The sequence below is a fragment of the Methanoregula sp. genome (genome assembly GCF_002835825.1).
In the GTDB taxonomy this organism is placed as follows: domain Archaea; phylum Halobacteriota; class Methanomicrobia; order Methanomicrobiales; family Methanospirillaceae; genus Methanoregula.
In genome coordinates this window covers 1-4,130 of the sequence record NZ_PIZH01000205.1, presented here as the reverse complement: position 1 = coordinate 4,130, position 4,130 = coordinate 1, and the positions used below count along the sequence as shown (strand labels likewise).

Sequence of the window (4,130 nt, the reverse complement as noted above, 5' to 3'; positions counted from 1 at the left end):
ATGTACCACCATCCAAACACTCATGTATCCGAAAAACAACTCCCCATGCAGGGTAAACGTATGGCACAGTCCGGCATGGTACAACCTGGCGACATGGCAGAGAATTTCGCGGTAAAAGACCAGAACGACAAGACCTTTGGTCTTTACGAACACGCAGGATCACGCGTGCTCCTCTCATTCCACCCGCTCGCGTGGACGGAGTTCTGTGCAGCACAGATGAAATCCCTTGAGGAGAACCAGGAACGGTTCGCGGAACTTGGCTGTGTGGCTGTCGGGCTGAGCGTGGACTCGCGGCCCTGCAAGGAGGCCTGGGCAAAGAGCCTCGGGATCACAAAGACACGGCTCCTCTGCGACTTCTGGCCGCACGGCGCCGTTGCCATGAAGTATGGGATCTTCCGGGACGCGAACGGGTTTTCGGAGCGGGCGAACATCATTGTCGATGGGAATCAGAAGGTTGTGTTTGTGAAGGTGTACCCGATCCATTCGGTGCCGGATATCGGGGAGATCATCGCGTTCCTGCAAAAAGGATAAGCCGGAAGGACTTTTCAGAGAGGAGAAGATGGATGCCCTGCTTTGTTTCCGGTTACTGGAGGAGCAGCATCATATTCGGGACGGGGACAAAGCCGATCTTTTCATACATAGGGATTCCGGCATTACTTGCGAAAAGGTATAACCGTTTGATCCCGCGGTCCCGGCAAAAGTCGGCCGCTTCCCGGGTGATACGGGAGGCATAATGCTGGTGCCGGTATTCTTTCTCCGTGTAGACACTGTGGAGGAATGCAACCTGGCACGAGAGATCGTGGGGAACCGGCACGTACTGAAGAATACTAACCGCACCGCTCGCAACAATCCGGTCACCGTCAACAGCGACCCATGAGATGCAGGTTCCGGATTTAAATTCACGGGCCAGTTTTGCCGCATATTCCTTCTCCAGTACCGCCATGACTGCGGGATCCGGTGCGGTGCCGGTGCTCTCCTGGATCTCTTCGAACATCAGCCGGTGGTGACAGGCAAGCCGGGGGATATCCTCTTCCGTGGCTACACGGATAGTCGAATCCCCGATCGCAGCGATGGTATCCATATTACTGCTCCCACCCATCCTGAATGAACCCTGAAATTAAGGAGAGAGATCAAAAGGAGAATACCATTCCGGTCATGATGGACTGGCATCACCCGATATAACTCAGTTCCTCGTCCTTCCCCTTCTCACCCTCGACCATGCTCTCGATGGCCTTCTCCATCTCGGCGGCACGGTCGTTGAGCTTGGTCGGGTCAACAGGCAGGTCGATCAGTTTCGAGAGCACCGAAAGGACGCTTGCGGCTGCCATCGGGTCCACGAGATATCCGCTCGTCTCACCCATGAGACAGACGGCATCGATTCCCCTACCGGCAGAGAGACCGAGGATCAGGCCGGCGGCGCCGACAATCCCACCGCCCGGTTCATCGCGGTCAAACGTGACACCCGCCTCTTCCAGCGGGAGACGGAGCTCCTTTTTGTTCACTGCCCCGAGTACCCGCGGCCCGTTGACCAGGTGGCCTACCCCGAACCCGCCGATGGTGTAAATCTGCTTCACGCCCAGTTCCTGTGCAATATCGCAATAGCTGTCGGCAAGGATATAGTGGCCTTCCCCTGACGTGCTCTGGTGGTCACCAACAAGGAAGACGACATCGCGCTTCCCCTCCTCGCGGTACAGAAAGATCTCGTTCCGGGCAAGCCGTGCGAGACCATCCTCTTCGAGAACAACCTGCGGGGGGAAGTAGATTGAGTGGATCTCCCCGATCTTTTCGGCCGAGAGCATGTGGATCATGTACTCGGCAACGAGCTTTCCTACCTGCCCGATGCCGGGAAGTCCCTCGATCAGGATTGGGGCAGAAAGGGGTTTTTCCGGGTAGCCATCGACATACCGGACCGCTATTTCCTCAATCATGTTTTGCCAGCCTGCGGTACCTGCCGTACTTGTCTTCGGGAGAGAACCGTGCCGGGTGGGCAACGGAAGTAGGTTTCCCGCAGGCAGGACAGGTTAAAGAAAGGGTATAGATATGGTCTGCCGGGCAGTGCCGTATTCGGCCGGTCATTGTGTATTACTTCCCGGACTTCGGTTTTTTGACGAGCTTCCCCTCGCCCCCGGACTTCTCGAGAACCGCAATTGCTGCATTGGCGGACTTCTCGATCGCCTTCTCGGCAGCCTTGTAATCCGGGGCCTTCACCTTGATGCGGTACGTGGGTGCGCCAAGGTATAACAGTTCAATCTCTGCGCCGGCACTCTTCGTGGCGCTTGCCTTCTCCAGTGCCTTCCGGATTACCTCAACACCGTCCGGACGGGTCGATTCCAGGATAAGGTGGCCGGTCACTTCTACATGGGGGACCTTGACGCTCTCGCCGGCAACTTTCTGGAGAATCTCGGAGATTTTTTTAGAGAAACCGAGTTTCTTTAACGTGGTCTCGGGATCGATGACGAGGTCCTCGAATACCGGGTAGAACGCCCCATACTTCTTGTAGATGACGTCCTCGATGGATGCGAGAGGTTCATTTGTCTGTTCCGCGACAAACCCGAGCCACTTCTTTGCCTTGGACTCGTTCTTCCAGTCGCGGATCTTCTCGCGGCGCTGGTGCTCGTTGACATCCTTTAAAGAAAGGTCGATATGGCCGCGGGACCGGTCAACGTTGAGGACCTTGCAGACGATCTTCTGGCCCTCGCGGATATGGTCGCGGATATACTTGATCCAGCCCGTGGCGATCTCTGATATGGGGATGAGCCCCTGGCGGCCGCCGTATTCATCGAGCGAGACGAAGGCAACGAAGTCCTTGACGTTCTCGACCGTACAGACGACCAGTTCTGATTCCTGGGGCCACTCCCTGTCTGCCATGAGACGACTCACTGGAGCTCTTGGACGATCTCGGCCTTGATGTTCGCACGTCCGCCTGCGGGTGTTGCAAGCTCGCTGCCACAGACTACGCACTTGACGACTGTGCTGGCCTTCTCGAAGAGGACCTGTTCGTTCTCACAGTCGGGGCACTTTACCTTTAAGAATTTGCTCCGGTTTTCCCTGATCTGGCTTACCATGTTCGTTTACTCCGTCAGCTCGAATTTCGCGACACGGTAACCCTTGCGCAGGTGCGCCTTCTTGCAGGTGACACAGCGGTACCGGACGTTGATCTTCTTTGTCGGCTTGTCGCCACCGGGCACCTTGGAGAACTTACCCCGGTTTCCGACATTGCTTCTCCGGGCTTTCTGCCGGTCAATCCAGTGGAGACCGGTTGTCTTGCCCTTCTTTACCTTCTCGACCTCGTGCACCTGGTGGCTCCTGCAGAAGGGGCAGTAGGTCGTAAATTTTGCTGGCATCTTCATGAAAATTTCACCGATAGTCCTGATGACGAATACCTATATTATTTGCAGAGGTTGATATTTAAGACTATGTTGCGCTCGGTAAGGACCGCAGCATTCCGCTCAGGAAGCGTCACTATATCTCCCTTTGAGAGGGTATAAACTCTCCCATCCACCCCCATGAACGTATCCATGTCCTGCAGTACCCGTACCAGGGTGCAGGGATGGGTGATCGGCCCTGATCCGGCAGGGGCTGCAGCCATGGGAGCCGGTACCGTGCCTGCCGGCACTGCCGGGGTATCTGCTTCTTCTGCCATCTCTCCCGGCTCGGCTATTTCCTCGAGTGCATCCTCATTGCTGACCGCAAGTGGCACTGGTGCTGCAGCCGGGACTGGAGCAGCGTGCCGTGGGGAGGTGATCGGAACATGGGAGCGGTTCCGGATAAGGAGCCCCTGGGACTGTTCGATCGCGGCCGTGATCTGTTCGAACATCTCGCGCTCTGCCGGGATCATCCGCTTCACCTCTTCACGGTCATAGTAATTACCCTCGGCATGCATCACTGTCAGCGCGAGGATCTTCCGGGTCCGGAGGGAGAAGATGTCCTCAAGGGTCTCCCGGATTGAAAGGGTTTCATCGATAAGCGAACGCGCTTCGTCGGAGAACGGGTCCTCGAACTCGTAGACTTTCTTTGTGATGGCCGCAAGCTCGGCATGCCCTTTTTCATAAAAATCCGGAGAGACCGATGTCAGCCTCCCGGTTTCCCGCTCTGAAAGAAGGATGCTGCGCAGGTCATCGAGCTTCATG

At 56.4% G+C, this 4,130-nt stretch carries 8 protein-coding genes; 1 reads left to right on the top strand and 7 read right to left on the bottom strand.

The window, feature by feature from the left end; all coding sequences use genetic code 11:
* On the top strand, nucleotides 1-531 hold a 531-nt coding region (locus tag CW742_RS08230), incomplete at its 5' end, for a redoxin domain-containing protein (protein WP_292418983.1).
* Nucleotides 532-583: 52 nt separating this feature from the next.
* On the opposite strand, the gene CW742_RS08225 is transcribed toward CW742_RS08230, so the two are convergent.
* The 7 genes from CW742_RS08225 to CW742_RS08195 form a co-directional block, all read right to left on the bottom strand.
* On the bottom strand, nucleotides 584-1,081 hold the full coding sequence (locus CW742_RS08225) for a GNAT family N-acetyltransferase (RefSeq protein WP_292418980.1): 498 nt from the start codon (nucleotides 1,079-1,081) through the stop codon (nucleotides 584-586).
* Nucleotides 1,082-1,169: 88 nt separating this feature from the next.
* Complete coding sequence (locus CW742_RS08220; RefSeq protein WP_292418978.1) at nucleotides 1,170-1,928, bottom strand: proteasome assembly chaperone family protein; 759 nt, start codon at nucleotides 1,926-1,928, stop codon at nucleotides 1,170-1,172.
* Nucleotides 1,921-2,076, bottom strand: a complete 156-nt coding sequence (locus CW742_RS08215) for an RNA-protein complex protein Nop10 (protein ID WP_292418976.1) — start codon at nucleotides 2,074-2,076, stop codon at nucleotides 1,921-1,923. Before CW742_RS08215 ends, CW742_RS08220 begins: the two co-directional genes overlap by 8 nt.
* Before the next feature lie 6 nt (nucleotides 2,077-2,082).
* Nucleotides 2,083-2,868, bottom strand: coding sequence for a translation initiation factor IF-2 subunit alpha (locus CW742_RS08210; protein ID WP_292418973.1), 786 nt, complete (start codon nucleotides 2,866-2,868; stop codon nucleotides 2,083-2,085).
* 8 nt (nucleotides 2,869-2,876) lie between these two features.
* Nucleotides 2,877-3,065, bottom strand: coding sequence for a 30S ribosomal protein S27e (locus CW742_RS08205; protein WP_292418970.1), 189 nt, complete (start codon nucleotides 3,063-3,065; stop codon nucleotides 2,877-2,879).
* Between the two features lie 6 nt (nucleotides 3,066-3,071).
* Nucleotides 3,072-3,350 (bottom strand): 50S ribosomal protein L44e, encoded by a 279-nt coding sequence (locus tag CW742_RS08200; protein WP_292418968.1) that lies wholly within the window; start codon nucleotides 3,348-3,350, stop codon nucleotides 3,072-3,074.
* A gap of 38 nt (nucleotides 3,351-3,388) precedes the next feature.
* Nucleotides 3,389-4,130 (bottom strand): hypothetical protein (locus CW742_RS08195; protein WP_292418966.1); only part of this gene is annotated, 742 nt, incomplete at its 5' end.

Excerpts from the sequence above, each read along its gene's own strand:
- CW742_RS08220 (WP_292418978.1), bottom strand. The coding sequence starts at position 1,928 with ATGATTGAGGAAATAGCGGTCCGGTATGTCGATGGCTACCCGGAAAAA.
- CW742_RS08225 (WP_292418980.1), bottom strand. The coding sequence starts at position 1,081 with ATGGATACCATCGCTGCGATCGGGGATTCGACTATCCGTGTAGCCACG.
- CW742_RS08200 (WP_292418968.1), bottom strand. The coding sequence starts at position 3,350 with ATGAAGATGCCAGCAAAATTTACGACCTACTGCCCCTTCTGCAGGAGC.
- CW742_RS08210 (WP_292418973.1), bottom strand. The coding sequence starts at position 2,868 with ATGGCAGACAGGGAGTGGCCCCAGGAATCAGAACTGGTCGTCTGTACG.
- CW742_RS08205 (WP_292418970.1), bottom strand. The coding sequence starts at position 3,065 with ATGGTAAGCCAGATCAGGGAAAACCGGAGCAAATTCTTAAAGGTAAAG.
- CW742_RS08215 (WP_292418976.1), bottom strand. The coding sequence starts at position 2,076 with ATGACCGGCCGAATACGGCACTGCCCGGCAGACCATATCTATACCCTT.